This is a genomic window from Streptomyces bathyalis (genome assembly GCF_015910445.1).
In the GTDB taxonomy this organism is placed as follows: domain Bacteria; phylum Actinomycetota; class Actinomycetes; order Streptomycetales; family Streptomycetaceae; genus Streptomyces; species Streptomyces bathyalis.
In genome coordinates this window covers 1,502,258-1,516,924 of the sequence record NZ_CP048882.1, presented here as the reverse complement: position 1 = coordinate 1,516,924, position 14,667 = coordinate 1,502,258, and the positions used below count along the sequence as shown (strand labels likewise).

Here is a 14,667-nt window from a genome sequence, read left to right as displayed (position 1 = left end):
GAATCAGGTCAGCAGCAGTGGCTGCAGCCGGAGCCGCCGCCCTCGCTGGTGCAGCCCGGGGTGCAGTACGAGATGCTCGTGATGGCCGGGCCTGCGACGGACTTCTCCACGCCGATCTCCAGGTCGAGATCGAAAAGGTTCGCGTCGTTGTGCGTCTGAGCAGGGGCGATGTTTCCCATGCTGACTACTCCTCCCGTTTGGACGAATGAAAGTTCGTGGGTCGCGATCCGGGAATTACCGAATCACGCCGTTCGGTGGCGATCAACGGATTCCAACCGACTTGGCAGCAGTGGCAGTTGAGTGGCAGGTATGGGGGAGGAGGGTGCCCGAGCGATGCTTTCCGGCCTGAATCGGTGATTCCTCCCAGCGACACGTGAACCGGACCGGGCTTTCCTGATACGTACGTGATGTGTGTTCGGACGAAGCCCTGCTTACCGCCGTCGCCGACGGGGACCAGACCGCCTTGCGTGCCCTCTATGAGCGGCATGCCTCTGCCACGCTCCGCCTCATCCGCAGGCTCACCTCGGACCAGGGGGTGGCCGAGGAGATCCTTCAGGAGACGTGGCTGGCCGTCTGGCGCTCCGCGAAGGGATTCCGCGGCGACTCCTCCGCGCGCGGCTGGCTCATGGGCGTCGCCCGGAGGCAGGCGCACAATCAACTCCGCAAGTCACGCCCGCAGTTGGCGGATCTCTCCGAGGCGCACGAGGTGCCCGACCCGGCGCCGGGCGTCGAGGAGCAGATCGTGAGGGAGGCCGAGCACACCGAGTTACTCGCCGCGGTGCGTGCTCTTCCCGGGCATCTGCGGGAAGTGCTCGCCCTGGTGCTGGTGGACGAGCTGGCATACACGGAAGTAGCCACCGTGCTCGCCATCCCGGTGGGCACCGTCAAGAGCCGGATGTCCCACGCGCGCAGGCGGCTGGGCAGCATGCTCGCCGCCACGCGGCTGGAAGGATCGGGACGATCATGACCGAACACATCACCGACGACGTCCTGGCCACGCTTGCCCGGTCCGACCGGGACGGCGGGAGCGGAGCGGAGCACCTGGCAGGGTGCACGGACTGCCGCACGCGGATGGCAGTGTGGCAGAACATCGGTTCGGCAGTGCGTGCGGAAGCGGACGAGCGAGCCGTCACACCTCCGTCGTTCGACGCCCTGCTCGGCCCCGCTCTGGCCGGGGCAACCGTTCCGTCCCGCGGCCAGGCCGCCGCCACCGTCCCGGCACCGAAGGCGGACGGGCGGGACATGTCATGGCGGACGGCATGGCAGCTGACCCTGCGCCAGGCGGCGCTGATGCCGCGGCTGTGGGCCCCGCTGAGCGCCGCCGGGTTCGTCGGCGCGGCTCTGGTCGCCTCGGCGCGAGTGCAGGACGGCTTCGGAGTGCGGTTGTTCGGCGCGGTCGCGGTGCTGCTGGTGATCCTCGGCGCCCTCATGGTGGCCTCGCCCCGCCGGGACCCCCGCCGGGAGCTGCTGTTCACGCTGCCGGTGCCGCCCGCCGCGGTGTTCCTCGCCAGGCTCACTGTGGTGCTCTTCGCGGACGTCGCGATGGCGATGATCTGCTCCGCCCTCGTGGACGGGCCCGGTTGGTGGCCGGTGGTGACGAGCTGGCTCGGTGAGTCGCTGCTGGCGGCCTCGCTGGCGCTCGCCCTCGCCGTCCGGTTCGCGCCCGCTGCCGGGGCAGCGGCCGGCGGCGCGCTGTGGCTGCTGGGAGTGGTGGGAGGTCCGCAGGGGCTCTTCTCCACACCGGCCGACGCGCTGCTGAACGCACTGCTGTCGACGACGCCTTGGACCCTGCTGCTCGCGCTCGCCCTGCTCGGATGGGCCGCCGGTGCCATGAGGAGCCACGGCACTGCGGCGTCGGCGCCGTAGCCCGCACGCGAGCGGTTCGAGGGGAGGGCCGCCCGGCAGCGACGCGAAGAATACGCAGCGATGCGTGAACCATCCGCCTTCGCCGGGCTACGTACTCAGTGCACCACTGCTCACCGGCCGGTTTCCCCCGTTGCCGGCCGGGGGCGGTGGTGCCCCGGGCCGCCGGAGGCAGGGGACTGACGGGAGGAGCTGAGAGATGACAATCGCGACGTGGTTGCCGCACGAGGTGCGCCGCTGCGGGAAGCAGGCCTTCGTCCTGCCGGTGCTCGCCGCGCTGCTGTCATGTCTCGCGATGCTCACCGGCCCCGGCGGCGGGACGCTGCTGGAGCGTTCGATGCTGACCAGCGCCCTGCCCGCGGCCACTGCGCTGGCCTGCGCGGCGGTGGTCGCCCGCGAGCGACTGCTGGAACTTCATATGTCGCTGCCCACGCCCTATCCGCGGACGGTCGCCCGCCGTCTCGCCTGGCCCGCGGCGGTCGCTGCCGTCTCGGCCCTCACCTTGGTGACGCTGGCGCGGGCCGCGAGGGACTCACTGGATGTCGGGGCAGCTCTCCTGGAATTGGCCGGACTGACGGTGCTGCTGGCCGGCGGTGCGGTGTGGGCGACGGTGCGGTCCGGTTCGGCCGCGCCCGCCACCGGTCTCGTGGTGGCCGCCGTCCTGGCCAAACTGCTGCTCGTCGACCGCGTGGTGCCCGAGGGGGCGGGGCAGGGCGTGCCGGCACTGCTGGCCGGCTCCGTGCTCATCCTTCTGGCCCTGCGGTCTCTCGGCGACGCGGGGCGTTCAGGCAGCGAAACGACCATCACCGGAAGACGGCCGGGGGGCGGTGACCCGTCCGGAGACGCCCCCGGGCGGCACTCGACGAACGGGGAGGCAGGATGACGGCGCTGCTGTGGACACTGCGGTACGAGGCCCTGATGGCGGCCCGCCGCAAGGTCGTCTGGGGAGCGGTTCTGCCACTGGCGCTGCTGAGCCTGCTGCTGGCAGCCACCTCGCCCGTGGTCACCGGCCACAGCGACCCTGCCGCGAGAGCCGGCGCGGGCGCGGTGCTCGTCAACACCCTCTGCACCCTCGGCGTGGGTCTCGCTCTCGCGGACGGATTGCGCAGGGGCTTGGAAGCGCGCGGAATGCCGGAGTTGCTGGCGGCCACCCCCGCCCGGGCACTGTCGCGCACGGCCGGGGCTCTGGCGGGTCCGCTGGTGACCGCACTCGCGCCGGTCGCCGTGCTCTTCCTGCTGGCGGGCGCGGTGCTCACCGGGACCTCGGGTTCCGCGGCGCCTGTCGTGTCCGCGGTCGTCTCCCTCGTGGCGGTCGTCCTCCCGGCGACACTGCTCGTCACCGCCTTCGCAGGGCTGCTGGGCGTGCTGATGCCGGTCGCCGCCGCGCGCGCCGTCACCGTCGTGGTGTGGCTGTGGGCCTGCCACTTCCCGCCGGAGTTCTCTCCCCTGCCCACAGCGACGGGCACGGTCCTGTCACCACTCGGGGGCTACGCGCTCGTGGCATGGGCCCACGCACCTCAGGTGTGGGCGGCGCGCGAGGGCGGCGGTGCGCTGCGTCCCGAGGTCAGCGACGCGGCTGCCCTGGTCAACGTTCTCCTCGTGCTCGCCATGGCCGCCGCCTGTTACGCCCTGGGCCACCTCATCGTCCGCCGTCGAGACGGAGCAACATGAACATCACCACTGAGCAGTTGACGAAGGTCTACTCCGGCGGCCGCCGCGCGCTGGACGCCGTGGACCTGCACATCGAGAACGGCACCGTGGGGCTCCTGGGAGCCAACGGGGCCGGAAAGACAACCCTGTTGCGCATCCTCACAGGGGTGCTGCGACCGACCTCCGGCCGCGTGACCGTGGGCGGGCACGACCTGTCGACCAGCGCCGGACTCACCGCCGTCAAGAGGATGCTGGGCTATCTGCCGCAGGAACTCTCCCTCTACCCCGACCTGACCGCCCGTGAGTTCCTCGACTACATCGGGGTGCTCAAAGGCATCCATGACAAGCGGGACCGACGACGCCAGGCGGAGGAACGGATCGCCGAGGTGGGCCTGGAGGAACGGGCCGACGAGCGCCTGTCGGGGTTCTCCGGTGGCATGAAGCGTCGGGTCGGCATCGCGCAGGCCCTGATGGGCGACCCTTCGCTGCTGGTCATCGACGAACCGACCACCGGCCTGGACCCTCACGAACGCATGCGGTTCCGGACGCTGCTCGCCGGGCTCGGCCGCGGCCGCACCGTTCTGCTCTCCACCCACATTCTCGACGATGTCGCACAGACCTGCCCCGCGGTGGCGGTGCTCTCCGGCGGTCGGCTGGTCTTCCACGACGCCACCACGGCGCTGGTCAACCAGGCCGCCGGCTGCACATACGTGTACGAGGCCGAGGGCCCGGCAGGAGGGCCCCCGCCCGGAGCGGAAGTCGTGAGCGCGGTGACCACCGCGCAGGGAGCCCAGTACCGGGTCATCACAACCGATCCACCGCCCGGCGCCCGTCCGGTCGAGCCGTCACTCGAGGACGGCTATGCCGCGCTGCTCGGCGCCCACGGCGCAGCCCGATCCATCACTCCGATCCAACAGTGAGGCAATTGCACGTGACTTCGAAGAACCACACCTTCGCGAACACCGGGACCACCGACGCCACCACCATGAACACCTCGACGCCGACCGCCACTTCGACGGCCATCTCGGCCCCTGCGACCACTCCTTCGAGCGTCTCCCGCCGGCCCCGCAGCCGTACCCGTGCGGTGGTCCTGGCGTCGGCTGTCGCCGGGCTCGTACTGCTCGGGGCGTCGGCATGCGGCGGCGGAGGGAGGACGGACCCCGACACCAAGGACCCCAAGCCGCTGCCCAGTCCGACCACGACGAAGCAGGAGATGAGCGAGAGGAACCTGGGCTACACCTGGCCGCTGAAGACCGACCACGGCACCGCGGAGTGCCGTGAGGGTGACCAGGCTGTGTTCACGGTTCCCAATGGCACGACCTACGCGCTCAACGAGCGTGCGCGGCAGGCCGGTTACCGTGATATCGGGGCGGTCAGGGCATCCGGGGACGACGGGGACAAGGTGAGCCTCGGCTCGCTGCTCAGCAGAACCATGAAGCTCTGTCAGCTCGCACGGTGACCGGTACCGGATCACTCAGTGCCGGCAGGGGTGTGATCCGTGATCGTCGACCAAGACCGGACGATCACGGGGATGAACAACGGGGGAAACACGATGCATCAGCAAGAACAGCAGCACGTTTCGAACTCCAGCGAACTCCATGTCCTCGTCCACTCGGGCCTCAAGGCTCATTTCGAATCGCCTCAGGCGCCACTCGGCAGAATCCGTTCCGGCCTCGACCGGGTCGATTTCGTCGATGACGAGGATCTGACCGCGCCCGGCGGAGCCCTCGACCTGCCGGTGCTGATTCCGGTCACCAGCGAATTCCAGGCCGAGGGGCTGCGCGTCGTAAGAGTGCGGCATCCCCTGGCTCTGCTCGTGGCTGTCACCAATGACGTCTCGGGATTCCGTACGTACTACGCCATCCGTTCGGGCGCGGACTTCGTCTTCAACATGGCCATTGCCGGTGCGAATCAGGTCGACATGCTGTACGCACAGCTCCGTTCGCACTGCACCACCGCCTCTTCCGAGTCGGCGGATTCACATTTCCAGCCCTTCCGGGTCGCGCGCGGGGCCGGTTCCGCCGAGGAGGAGCACCGGCAGGCCCTTTCAGGGGACTTCCAGGAGAGGTCGGCCAGACCGGGCAGCGAGTGGAAGGAACGGGGACTGGAACATGCAGCCGTTGCGGGCCGCCGTCCCTTGCAGGCCGACCACGGACTCTCGTCCCATCCTCCGCACCCGGAAGGCCCCACGTCCGGTGAACACGAGTCAGCCCGCCCGTCCGAGCACGACCCGGCTCACGCACTTCGGACGGTACCCGGGATCGACACCCGCCTGATGCGGATGCTGTGTTCGTCCATGACGGTGTGCGAGATCGCGCGGCGCTACTACTGCTCGGAGCGCACGATGTACCGCCGCATCCGCAAGCTGTACGACGACGTGGGCGTGAGCAGCCGAGCCGAGCTGATTCCGCTGGCATCGGTGCTGACTCTGAATCAACCGCGCGCCGCGGCGCAGCTGCCCTCGCAACGCGACCGCAAGCAGGCCTCCTGAGGGCCGAGCGGACGTTTCGCCCTCAAGGCGACGCCCCCCTCGTCCTCCGCACGTGCCGGCTCGCCGCCGTTGCCCTCGTGACCGCCCGTCACGGGGGCAACGGCGGTGGTGCGGCCGCTCAGCGGATGCCGGCATCGGCCGTCTCCAGCAGGCGGAAGAATCCGGCCTCCACGTCGCCGTCGACGGCCAGGCCCTCCAGCGACCCCTCGTACTGGGTGCGACCGGCCGTCAGCACCTGCACCCTGTCGCATACCTGTGCCACTTCGCCCAGTTGGTGACTGGCGATGAGCACTGCCACACCCTCGCCTGCCAGCGACCTGATGATGCCGCGCATTTCGCGGATGCCGACCGGGTCGAGGCCGTTGGTGGGTTCGTCCAGGATGATCAGCCGGGGCCTGGCGAGCAGAGCGATGGCGATGCCCAGACGCCAGCGCATGCCGAGCGAGTACGCCCCGACCCGGCGACTGCGTGCGTCCGTCATCTTGACCAGACGCAGGGCACCCTCGATCCAGTCCTCGGGCACTCCGCGCAGCTTGGCGTGCACCTTCAGCGTCTCGTCCGCCGTCAAGGTCGGCCACAGGCCCGGCACTTCGATGAGGGCGCCGACCTCGGCAAGAGTGTCCCGGCCGACGGGTCTGCCGAAGATCTCGATGCTGCCGGATGTCGGCCGCTGCAGCCCGAGGAGCGCCTTCATCAGCGTCGTCTTTCCGGCGCCGTTCGGCCCGAGGAGGCCGTAGACCTCGCCGGCCTTCACGGTGAGATCCACACCGTCCAGCGCGCGGTGCGTCCCGTAGTGCTTGTGCAGCTGACGGATCACCAGTGCGTCCGCCGTCTGTGTGCCGGGTGTTCCCACGGACATGGTCAGATCTCCTTACGGATCATGTGCAGGCGGCCGAGGAAGAGCAGGACCACGGTGAGCACCGCGGCGAGGCCCAGGGCGAGGGGGATCGCGGACATCTCCGTGACGGGACTGTCCTTCGGCAGTGGCACCCCGTTGGGCCCGATGCCGGCGAGCGGCAGAACCACCCGCATCGGCCAGGCGAAGGGGACGGCGAACCAGAAGACCTTGTCCGAGACGAGAGCCCCGCACAGCAGGCCCGCGACCCCGACCCCGATGCTGGGGCCCATGCCCCACATGACCGCCACGAGGACGGCCAGCGCGGTCATGGACAGGCCGACCAGCCACGGCAGGTAGACCGCCGCGACCACCGTCCCCATGCCTTCGGGGAAGCGCCCGCTGATCACCGAGCCGAGCGACAGCATCACCAGGAGCACGGTGGACGAGACGAAGCCCAGGACGCCCAGCGCGGCGACCTTGCCGACGAAGTAGCGCCCGCGCGGCACGCCGTAGGAGAGCAGCAGCCGCCAAGGGTCCTGGTCCGCGCGGACGGCGAGCGCCGCCGCGAGCCCGGCCGTCATGGGCACCAGGACGCCCCAGAACTCCAGGGTGACGTTGCGGAACACCTCGAAGGTCTGGCCGGCCTTCGCCTCGGAGGAGCCGAGAGCGCCGAGGAAGAGGGGAACGGTGACGATCACGGGGGCGAGCAGGTGGTACCAGAAGATGAATCCCCGCTTGTTGCGGGCGAGTTCGGTGCCGGTGACCGTCGCCAGTGAAGGATTGTCCCGCTGCCTCGCCCTGAGGGGGACAGCCGTTTCGTGCGCCATGTGATCTCCTGCGGGCCGCTGTGTGTCTGCTCCCTGTACGTAGCGGGGCGGGGGTCTTCGGTTCACGGACGCGGTGACGAGCCACCCCGGCGGGTGCCGCCGGGACCGTGCCGCGGCAGGCATGTCATGCCTGATGCCGCAAGTCGGCAGCTGACTGACGGAGACCTGACGCAGGACTGCCGACGACCTGACAAAGGCCCCATTCCGGGGTGCTCCGGTGCGAAGGTCATCTGGCGCCGCCGGACACGCCTGGTCCGGCTTCACCACAGTCAGGGAGGAATTTCATGAAGACGCTCCGCCGCGTGCTCGTGCCCGGAGTCATGGCCCTCACGCTGGGCGGTCTCGTGGCACCGTCGGCCTCGGCCGCCGGCAGCTCGCACGAGGTCGCCGCGCACAGCGCCGGAATTCTGCGGACGTGGCACGCCACCGTGCAGTGCCAGATCGTCCGTATCAGCGACAACAACGTCGTCGGTTACGACCGGGCCGACGGTTCCGGCAACTCCAAGGAGAACGCGATCAAGGCCGCGAAGGCCAACGTCCCCGTGCCCCAGGGCCACTACAAGCGGCACTGCGACGCAAAGCGCGTCTGGTAGCGTGCAAAGGGAGGCGAGTGAGAGCTCGCCTCCCTTTTTCTTTTCTGTTCAGTTCCGTTTTCTGATTCATTCCGACGGAATTCTTTTTTCCGACGAGGACGGTGGATTTTGCCGGACGAGCCGAGTGTGTGGGAAGTGCGGCTGGGCATCTACGCGACCGAGCAGCAGGCGGAGGAAATCAAGGAGCGCATCACCCGGCTTCTCTGCCCGGACCCGGACCACGCTCCGCCGTGCCCGGTCCCGTGGTCGGCGCTGCTTCTGCACGGATCGGATCTCGATGACGCCGAGTCCTATTCCGACCTGGTGGAGCAGGCCCGTATCGAGAGGCGCTGACCGCACGCCTCCGCGTCCGACCGCCGGGTTCTGAACTCCGGCGGGGCTCAGAGCATGATCAACGGCCTCCCGGGCTGCACGTGCAGCCCGAGTGAGGCGCGTCCCGGCCGCGCCGGGGGAGCGGGGCCGGCGGCGCTCGCAGGGACCCGTCGCCGGATGTCCCGTCCGGAGCCCGCGTTCCCAACTGGCCGCCACACAGCGGTGATCCGCGTACCTCAGGGGCGAGTGCCGCGCGCCGGACGGGGCCGCGGCGGCGGCCCTCCGAGAATCGTGTGGCAGGGGCATCTACTCGTCCTATGTCCGCTTACGGCTGTTATCGCATGGATCAACCTGACATTTCGTCCCCGCTCGTAACTTTCACTTTTTGAACTTTGAAACAGCGTCTTGCGTGGACCGGGGGCCTGGGCAAACATTCCGTCCAGCGCTTGTCAGGGACACGGCGGCCCCACCGGCGTGTGCTGACTGCTGCGCCCCATGGGCCCCCACCCAAGGGCCCCCGTTCTCCTACTGGAGGAATCAGTGAGGATCACGCGCACCACCCCCCATCGCACCCTTGCGAGACGCGCGCGGCTGATCGCGGTCACCTCCGGCTTCGCGGTCGCCGCCGCACTTGCCCTCCCGGCGAGCGGCGCCTCGGCAGCCGAACCTGCTCCCACGAAGTTCAGTTCCGCCGCGCTGAGCGACGCGAGCCAGGCGCTGCGCTCCGCGCACGTCGGCGGCGCCGCCTGGTACACCGACGCGAAGGCCGGCAAGGTCGTGGTGACGGTGGACAAGACCGTCTCCAAGGCCGACCTGGCCAAGATCAAGAAGGAAGCCGGTGTGAACTCCGGTGCCTTCGAGATCAAGCGGACGGCGGGCAAGTTCACCAAGTTCATAGCCGGTGGCGAGGCCATCACCACGGGCGGCGCCCGCTGCTCGCTCGGCTTCAACGTGCAGGACAGTGCGGGCACCAAGTACGCCCTGACCGCCGGTCACTGCACCAACATCGGCAGCTCCTGGTCGATCGGCACGACGGCCGGCAGCAGCTTCCCCGGCAACGACTACGGCATCATCCGCCACTCCGACCCGAGTGCGGCTGACGGCCGTGTCTACCTCTACAACGGCGGCTACCAGGACATCACCAGCGCCGGTGACCCGTCCGTCGGCCAGTCCGTGCAGCGCAGCGGCAGCACGACCGGCTTGCACGGCGGCACCGTCCAGGCCCTGAACGTCTCCGTGGACTACGGCCCTGACGGCATCGTCAACGGTCTCATCCAGACCAACGTCTGCGCCGAGCCCGGCGACAGCGGCGGCTCGCTCTTCGCCGGCAGCACGGCCCTGGGCCTGACCTCCGGCGGCAGCGGCAACTGCTCCTCCGGTGGCACGACGTTCTTCCAGCCGGTCACCGAGGCGCTGAGCGCCTACGGCGTGAACGTCTTCTGATCCACCTCGCCACGCGGCAGGGACCCGATCCCTGCATGTGGTGAGCGCCGGCCTGTGCACCCCGACGGGTGCGCAGGCCGGCTTCGTGGTGTGCCGGCTTCGTGGACGTGTGGCTTCGCGCCGTGCGGGCCGGGTCGGGCCGAAGATCGAACGGTCCGGTGACGCGGCAGGCGCCTTCCGCGATCCGGCCTGCCGCACGCCATACCGTCGATGTGACGGGCCGTCCGGCCGTCGTCGCACCGTGCGGAGGACGAGATGCAGGCCGAGCAGAAGCAGGCGGACACCGGCCCGGAGGAAGGGCGCAGACCCGGACCAGGCCACGGTGCACGCCGCGCCCCCGAACGGCCGGGCGGGCGCGGACGGTTCGCCCGCATCCGGGGCGCCGCACGAAAGGGCGGGAAGGGCGGCTCGCAATCGAGCCCGCCGCCGGGACCGACGCGGCCGGGCTTCTGGCGCAGCCCGATCCGCGGACCGTGGCTGACCTCGGTCTTCGGACTCGTCCTCCTCGTCGGCATCACCGTTCTGTTCGTGACGGGACTGCTCTCGTACGCCGCCTACAACCCGGGCCTGGGACCCCCCAACGACAAGACGCCGGACAAGGGCTGGCTCGGCTTCTACCTCTTTCCCTGGCCGACAGATCCGCCATGGCTCTACCGCCTCAACCAGGGGGTGCACGTCACGCTCGGGATCGTTCTCGTGCCGGTCCTGCTGGCGAAGCTGTGGTCGGTGGTGCCGAAGCTGTTCACCTGGCCGCCGGTGCGCTCGCTCAGCCACGCGCTGGAGCGGCTGTCGCTGCTGCTGCTCGTCGGCGGAGCGCTCTTCGAGTTCGCCACCGGGCTGCTGGACGTGCAGCTGGACTACATCTTCCCCGGCTCCTTCTACACCCTTCACTTCTACGGGGCCTGGGTCTTCATCGGCGCCTTCGTCGTCCACATCGCCTTCCGCATCCCCCTCGTGATCCGCGCTCTGCGCAGCCGCGATCTGCGCAGGGAGCTGCGCACCCCGGCCCGCCGCACCGAGCCCGAACCGCCCGACGAGACCGGCCTGGTCACCCCCGATCCGGCGCCGGCGACGATGTCCCGGCGCGGTGCCCTGGGCATGGTGGGTGCGGGCTCCCTCGCGCTGTTCGTGGTGACGGCGGGTCAGAGCATCGGCGGATCGCTGCGGGAGACGGCGGTCCTGGCGCCGCGCCACACCGACCCCGGTACCGGGCCCAACGGCTTCCAGATCAACAAGACCGCCGAGGCACGCGGCATCCGCGCCGCCGACATCGGTGACGGCTGGCGGCTGGCGGTGCGCTCCGGCGGGCAGGAGAAGGTCCTCACCCGGCAGCAGCTGCTGGACCTGCCCCAGCACGGCGCCGCGCTCCCCATCGCCTGTGTCGAGGGGTGGTCCACCGAGGACCAGCAGTGGAGCGGCGTACGGCTGACGACGCTGGCGGCGCTGGTCGGGATCCGCGAGGACCCTCCGGACGTCTTCGTTGAATCGGTGCAGCGCAGCGGCTCGTTCGCCTCGGCGGGCCTGCGCGACAACCAGGTCCGCGACCCGCGGTCGCTGCTGGCCCTCCGCGTCAACGGAGCGGATCTGTCCCCGGACCACGGCTATCCCGCGCGGATCATCGTCCCGGCCAACCCCGGTGTGAACAACACGAAGTGGGTCATGCGCCTGACCTTCGGAGCGCGGCCATGACGGGTGACCGGAGGGAGAAGGGACCCAAGGAGGTCGGCAGGGAGCGGCCGAAGGGAATGGCGGCTGTCCGGGCGCGGTACGGGGCATCGCCGCTTCATCTGATCCTGGTGCTCGCGTCGTTCGCGCTGGCCGGGTACGCCGGGGTGCGGCTGCTGGAGGGGGACACGCTCGGTGTCGTCCTGTGGTTCGTCGGCGCGGCTGTCGTGCACGACCTCGTCCTCGTGCCGCTCTACTCGGCGGCGGACCGTGCGCTGCGGGCCGTCGCGGCGCGGCCCCGCAAGGGCCACGGACGCGACGCGGCGGCGTGGCGGGAGCAGATCAACTATGTACGGGTGCCCGCCGCCGTCTCGCTGCTGCTGCTACTCGTCTGGTACCCGCTCATCCTCGACCGGGTCGGCCACTACGCCTCTTACACGGGCCTCGAGCCGGGCGTCTTCATGGGGCGCTGGCTGCTGGTCACCGCGGCGCTGTTCGCCGTCTCCGCGGTGTGCCTGGTGGCGAGGGCAGCGCGGGGACGGCGGCGGACGCACCGTGAGGACGGGACGTAGTGCCGGCCGGACCTCCTGATCACCTCTGTCGCACGGCGCCCCGCCGCAGGACGGCGAACCCGTCTGCGGGGACGGTCACTTGAACGTCCGGGCCGGTGCCGGTACGGCGCCCGCGAGGCCGCGCCCGCGCGTCGTACAACTCGACGGTGACCGGGCCCTGCCCCGGCATGCTCACTCCGGTGGTGTGCGGCTGCCCGTCGCCGTTGTGGAGCAGGGCGAGGCTCCGCTCCGGCCCGTGGAGCACCCGTCGGGCCACGACGGGCCGCACCATGACGGCGTCGACCCGCAGCGGATGCTCTCCCACGCCCTCGGCCCGCGCCCGCAGCCGTCCTCCCGGCGCGAACGTGCCAGGCAGCGACACCGGGGTCAGCGCACCGGGCGCCGCCGTGATGCCCTGTGCGCCTGCCGTGCCGTGGTCGACGCGGGTGGTGCCGGTGCCGCGGGTGTTCCAGAGCGTCCCGCCCGCGTCCCGGTCGGAGACCAGGTTCACGACCGGCGAGGCGAGCAGCGGTCCTTCCGTGTCGTCCGGCAGCGTCCACGAGACGCCGCCGCCCTCGCGCAGGGCGACGTACGCGTCGCCGCTGTACTGCGACTCCCCGGTCCAGGCCGAGTCGGGGCGCACCGGCTCGGCCTCTCCCGTCAGTTCGCCCTTCTCCGCCTCCAGCACGCGCAGTCCGTCACGTTCCCCGGTGCCGCCGAGGCCCAGCGGGGAAGCGGCGGCGCGTGCACCGCCGTCCTCGTTCAGGGAGTCGAGCGCGAGCATCGAGAGCAGGCCGTGAATGGTCGACTCCGCGCCTGAGTTGCGGTTGATCTTCCCGTCGGGTGCCACGCCGTCGAAGGTGACACCGGTGTCGGGGTCGTAGACGGCTTCCCCTGCCGCGTTGGCCCCGAAGTACCAGGCGGCGGTGAGGGCAGCCAGCGGATACAGGCCCGGTGCGCCGCCGTTCTCCGCCACGGCGAGCAGCGCGCGCAGGCGCGAGTCGACGCCGTACGCGATCTGGTTGCGGTCGACGGGCGCGGGGAGCCAGCCGTTGTCGCACCCGCCGGCCGTCAGCAACTCCGGGGTGAAGCCGGCCGTGTCCGCGAGCGCCGTACGGAGCAGGCCGGGCCGCGAGAGCACGGCCGAGGCGGCAGCGAGCGCCGTCGGCATCTGCGCACCCCAGGCGTGCCACTGCGAGATGGACGCGGCGCTGGGCAGCACAGCGCCGTAGGGCCACTGTCCTGGACCGCCGGAGGCCAACGCGGCGATGCCCTCCGCCAGTTGGCCCGTGGCCCGGCGGGCCCGGGTGCCGCCGCCCGCCCGCACGTACGCAGCGAGTCCGAGCACCGCCTCCGAAGAGGAGTCCGCGCCATGGGTGATGAGCCACCCCGGCACACGTCGGCCATCGGCCGTCTCCCATGTCCCGTACCGGCCGAGCACGTCGCGTTCCAGGGCGGTCAGGGCCAGTTCGAGGCGGTCGCGGAGGAACGCGGCGAATCCGGGGTCGGTGCGGCGGAAGGCCTCGAAGCCCTCGCCGACCGCCCAGACGAAACGGGCGAGCCAGTAGGAAGGCCCGGAGTCCGAGGGGTCGGGCTTCTCGGGAGGGTAGGCGCTGCGGGTGAGGGTGCCGTCGGCCTGCTGCCACAGGACGACGTTGCCGGCGTGCGGGCCGTCGGTGGTCTGGAGATAGCAGATGCCGCGCAGCAGTTGACGCGCCGAGCTCCGGCTGCGATCGGAGCCCGTGTGCGTCCAGTGCCGCAGGTGCACGACGGCGGCGCGGGCCATGTCGTCGGCGTTGAAGGCGCCTTGCTCGTAGTGCCCGGTCTCCGGATCGAGCTTTCCGCCGCCGATGCGCTCGTACGAGCCGTCCTCCTGCCGTTCCGCGTAGGTCCACAGCGTGCCGAGCGCAGGCTCTTCGCGCAGCCGGTACGTGTCGTGCCCCGGGAGCGGTTCAGGCTCGACCGTGTCGCCGAGGAAGCGGAGATGGGCGAGGTTCGTCAGGCCCGAACGGCCGCCACGGGCACCGGCGGAAGCGGCCCGCGCGGGTGCGGTACCCAGCAGCGACGAGGCCGGTACCGCCGCTCCCAGGGCGAGGAGTCTTCTGCGGGGCACGCTCATGTTCGGCTCCTCTTCCCTGTGTTCTTCGTCTTCTTCCACGTTCCGGTCCGTGTCCTGGTCCGCACCTCCGGCGGCGTCGAGCGCCTCGGCAGGCGTTCTGATCCACGCAGGGCGCCGCCGTTGGGCTCGGAGGATCTCGCACCCTGCCCGTTTAAATCGGTTTAGACAAGCCTGTGAACCGGACTTGGGTGCTCGGCGTATAGCGCCGGATCGCCGTCCTGTCGAGTCCGGGGTACGAACAGGCGGAAAACAGCGGGTGGTTGAGACCCGGCCGGCCGACGAGCGTGGCCGGATGAGGCCACGACGGCCGAAAGC

16 protein-coding genes are annotated in these 14,667 nt (G+C 70.5%); 12 read left to right on the top strand and 4 right to left on the bottom strand.

What is annotated here, in order from left to right:
• Positions 1 to 8: 8 nt before the first annotated feature.
• Positions 9 to 179, bottom strand: a complete 171-nt coding sequence (locus G4Z16_RS06545) for a gallidermin/nisin family lantibiotic (RefSeq protein ID WP_197349700.1) — start codon at positions 177 to 179, stop codon at positions 9 to 11.
• Between the two features lie 230 nt (positions 180 to 409).
• Between G4Z16_RS06545 and G4Z16_RS06540 the strand changes: the two genes are divergently transcribed.
• From G4Z16_RS06540 to G4Z16_RS32350, 7 genes are all read left to right on the top strand, one after another.
• The gene (locus G4Z16_RS06540) at positions 410 to 967 is read left to right on the top strand and encodes an RNA polymerase sigma factor (RefSeq protein ID WP_197349699.1); all 558 of its coding nucleotides are present in this window, start codon (positions 410 to 412) and stop codon (positions 965 to 967) included.
• The gene (locus G4Z16_RS06535; RefSeq protein ID WP_197349698.1) at positions 964 to 1,866 is read left to right on the top strand and encodes a cupin domain-containing protein; all 903 of its coding nucleotides are present in this window, start codon (positions 964 to 966) and stop codon (positions 1,864 to 1,866) included. The genes G4Z16_RS06540 and G4Z16_RS06535 overlap by 4 nt, the downstream gene beginning before the upstream one ends.
• Positions 1,867 to 2,062: 196 nt before the next feature.
• Entirely contained in the window at positions 2,063 to 2,746 is a 684-nt protein-coding gene (locus G4Z16_RS06530) for a hypothetical protein (protein WP_197349697.1), read from the top strand.
• Entirely contained in the window at positions 2,743 to 3,534 is a 792-nt protein-coding gene (locus G4Z16_RS06525) for a hypothetical protein (protein ID WP_197349696.1), read from the top strand. The genes G4Z16_RS06530 and G4Z16_RS06525 overlap by 4 nt, the downstream gene beginning before the upstream one ends.
• Positions 3,531 to 4,433: an ABC transporter ATP-binding protein gene (locus tag G4Z16_RS06520; RefSeq protein WP_197349695.1), complete on the top strand. Its 903-nt coding sequence runs from the start codon at positions 3,531 to 3,533 to the stop codon at positions 4,431 to 4,433. Before G4Z16_RS06525 ends, G4Z16_RS06520 begins: the two co-directional genes overlap by 4 nt.
• A gap of 11 nt (positions 4,434 to 4,444) precedes the next feature.
• Complete coding sequence (locus tag G4Z16_RS06515; RefSeq protein WP_246530713.1) at positions 4,445 to 4,972, top strand: DUF2511 domain-containing protein; 528 nt, start codon at positions 4,445 to 4,447, stop codon at positions 4,970 to 4,972.
• A gap of 93 nt (positions 4,973 to 5,065) precedes the next feature.
• A complete protein-coding gene (locus G4Z16_RS32350; protein ID WP_246530712.1) occupies positions 5,066 to 6,004 on the top strand; it encodes a helix-turn-helix transcriptional regulator in 939 nt (312 codons plus the stop codon).
• Between the two features lie 118 nt (positions 6,005 to 6,122).
• Here G4Z16_RS32350 and G4Z16_RS06505 read toward each other — a convergent pair whose 3' ends face one another.
• Both G4Z16_RS06505 and G4Z16_RS06500 read right to left on the bottom strand, forming a co-directional pair.
• Entirely contained in the window at positions 6,123 to 6,863 is a 741-nt protein-coding gene (locus tag G4Z16_RS06505; RefSeq protein WP_197349694.1) for an ABC transporter ATP-binding protein, read from the bottom strand.
• Between the two features lie 2 nt (positions 6,864 to 6,865).
• Positions 6,866 to 7,669: a lantibiotic immunity ABC transporter MutE/EpiE family permease subunit gene (locus tag G4Z16_RS06500; RefSeq protein ID WP_197349692.1), complete on the bottom strand. Its 804-nt coding sequence runs from the start codon at positions 7,667 to 7,669 to the stop codon at positions 6,866 to 6,868.
• A gap of 284 nt (positions 7,670 to 7,953) precedes the next feature.
• Between G4Z16_RS06500 and G4Z16_RS06495 the strand changes: the two genes are divergently transcribed.
• The 5 genes from G4Z16_RS06495 to G4Z16_RS06475 all read left to right on the top strand — a co-directional run bounded on the left by G4Z16_RS06495 (position 7,954) and on the right by G4Z16_RS06475 (position 12,254).
• A complete protein-coding gene (locus G4Z16_RS06495) occupies positions 7,954 to 8,262 on the top strand; it encodes a hypothetical protein (RefSeq protein WP_197349690.1) in 309 nt (102 codons plus the stop codon).
• A gap of 108 nt (positions 8,263 to 8,370) precedes the next feature.
• A complete protein-coding gene (locus tag G4Z16_RS06490; protein ID WP_197349689.1) occupies positions 8,371 to 8,595 on the top strand; it encodes a hypothetical protein in 225 nt (74 codons plus the stop codon).
• 519 nt (positions 8,596 to 9,114) lie between these two features.
• On the top strand, positions 9,115 to 10,017 hold the full coding sequence (locus G4Z16_RS06485) for a S1 family peptidase (protein ID WP_425508054.1): 903 nt from the start codon (positions 9,115 to 9,117) through the stop codon (positions 10,015 to 10,017).
• Between the two features lie 255 nt (positions 10,018 to 10,272).
• Positions 10,273 to 11,706, top strand: coding sequence for a molybdopterin-dependent oxidoreductase (locus G4Z16_RS06480; RefSeq protein WP_197349688.1), 1,434 nt, complete (start codon positions 10,273 to 10,275; stop codon positions 11,704 to 11,706).
• Between the two features lie 56 nt (positions 11,707 to 11,762).
• Complete coding sequence (locus tag G4Z16_RS06475) at positions 11,763 to 12,254, top strand: hypothetical protein (RefSeq protein ID WP_197354210.1); 492 nt, start codon at positions 11,763 to 11,765, stop codon at positions 12,252 to 12,254.
• A gap of 19 nt (positions 12,255 to 12,273) precedes the next feature.
• Here the strand turns inward: G4Z16_RS06475 and G4Z16_RS06470 are convergent, their stop codons facing one another.
• Positions 12,274 to 14,352, bottom strand: a complete 2,079-nt coding sequence (locus G4Z16_RS06470; RefSeq protein ID WP_197349687.1) for a hypothetical protein — start codon at positions 14,350 to 14,352, stop codon at positions 12,274 to 12,276.
• Positions 14,353 to 14,667 lie beyond the last annotated feature (315 nt).

Coding starts and splice junctions, on each gene's coding strand:
- G4Z16_RS06480 (WP_197349688.1), top strand. CDS start 10,273: ATGCAGGCCGAGCAGAAGCAGGCGGACACCGGCCCGGAGGAAGGGCGC.
- G4Z16_RS06505 (WP_197349694.1), bottom strand. CDS start 6,863: ATGTCCGTGGGAACACCCGGCACACAGACGGCGGACGCACTGGTGATC.
- G4Z16_RS06535 (WP_197349698.1), top strand. CDS start 964: ATGACCGAACACATCACCGACGACGTCCTGGCCACGCTTGCCCGGTCC.
- G4Z16_RS06475 (WP_197354210.1), top strand. CDS start 11,763: ATGGCGGCTGTCCGGGCGCGGTACGGGGCATCGCCGCTTCATCTGATC.
- G4Z16_RS06520 (WP_197349695.1), top strand. CDS start 3,531: ATGAACATCACCACTGAGCAGTTGACGAAGGTCTACTCCGGCGGCCGC.
- G4Z16_RS06495 (WP_197349690.1), top strand. CDS start 7,954: ATGAAGACGCTCCGCCGCGTGCTCGTGCCCGGAGTCATGGCCCTCACG.
- G4Z16_RS06525 (WP_197349696.1), top strand. CDS start 2,743: ATGACGGCGCTGCTGTGGACACTGCGGTACGAGGCCCTGATGGCGGCC.
- G4Z16_RS06500 (WP_197349692.1), bottom strand. CDS start 7,669: ATGGCGCACGAAACGGCTGTCCCCCTCAGGGCGAGGCAGCGGGACAAT.
- G4Z16_RS32350 (WP_246530712.1), top strand. CDS start 5,066: ATGCATCAGCAAGAACAGCAGCACGTTTCGAACTCCAGCGAACTCCAT.
- G4Z16_RS06530 (WP_197349697.1), top strand. CDS start 2,063: ATGACAATCGCGACGTGGTTGCCGCACGAGGTGCGCCGCTGCGGGAAG.
- G4Z16_RS06545 (WP_197349700.1), bottom strand. CDS start 179: ATGGGAAACATCGCCCCTGCTCAGACGCACAACGACGCGAACCTTTTC.
- G4Z16_RS06470 (WP_197349687.1), bottom strand. CDS start 14,352: ATGAGCGTGCCCCGCAGAAGACTCCTCGCCCTGGGAGCGGCGGTACCG.